1 protein-coding gene is annotated in these 1,081 nt (G+C 68.7%); it reads right to left on the bottom strand.

The window, feature by feature from the left end:
- Window positions 1–180: 180 nt before the first annotated feature.
- Entirely contained in the window at window positions 181–987 is an 807-nt protein-coding gene (locus ABT130_RS47665; protein WP_350966512.1) for a VOC family protein, read from the bottom strand.
- Window positions 988–1,081: the final 94 nt, after the last annotated feature.

The raw sequence follows: 1,081 nt of genomic DNA, 5'->3' as shown, positions 1-1,081 counted from the left end.
GTCGACCCAGCGTTCCTGGGCCAGAACGGTGCCACCCTCGGGGACGACGCTCCAGATCCGGTTGGTGTTCCAGATGGTGTTGGTCTGCTTGAGCACCGCCCCACGCGACGTCGCCCCGGCGTCCGGCCGATGAAACGGCCCCCCTGCTAAGCAGGGGGGCCGTTTCCGGTCTGCCCTGGCTCACTGCCGGTCGACGTCCTGCCATGCCTGAAGGACCGCGACGCCGGTCGACGGCTCGTACGGCATGCGCACGGCCTGCGTGCTCCCGTCCTCCAGGTCGCCGGGGGTGAGCTCGGGGGAGCCGAACATGACGTGGTCGACTCCCAGTCCGTGGGCGAGCCACAGGCCCGCGCCGCCCGGTGTCTCCGCACGCTCGCGGACGAGCAGGTTATGGCCGGTACCCCAGCTGACGAGGAAACAGCCCCGGCCCTCGTGGCGGACGTGGCCGCTCAGCTGGTCCGCGAACAGTGTCCTGGCGGTGTCGAGCGACGCCACGGTCAGGCCGACCCAGGAGATGCCGAGCGGTTTCCCGGCGGACTCGGGGAAGCCCTCGGGAGCGGGGGAGGTGAACCCGCCCACCAGGTCCTTGTCCGCCTCGGCAAGCTGTATCAGGGTCCCCATGCCCGCCTGTTTCGGATGGAGGAACGCCTCTTTCCAGTAGGTCTCATTCCTGCCGCCCAGGGTGTCGATCCCGATCGCCCGTAACCGATCCAGGGCGTCGACCAGGGAGGGGACCTGGAAGGTGAGATGGTGCGGGCTGGGGCCGTTCCTGTCGATGAACCGCCGCATGAAGCCGCCCGGCCGGGCGCCGGGGGCGATGAACTCCAGCCTCATGTCATGGGCGTAGACCAGCTGGTAGGGCGCGAACTCGCCCGTGTCACCTCCGTGTGACCATGCGCCGCCCAGTCGAACGGCGAAACGAGGGTAGGCGTCCTCCCATGACTCGACCCCGATGGCGAGGTGGTCGAAGATGACGACGTCTGACATGTGCGTCCTCTCCCGTGCGGGAATCTCTGCGTGCTCGTCGACGGCCCGGATGAGCTGATGGAGGTGTTCCGCCACCCGTTCGCGCTCTGGAAGG

This window comes from Streptosporangium sp. NPDC001681, assembly GCF_040298085.1.
Lineage (GTDB): Bacteria > Actinomycetota > Actinomycetes > Streptosporangiales > Streptosporangiaceae > Streptosporangium.
This window is presented reverse-complemented; position numbering and strand designations above follow the sequence as displayed.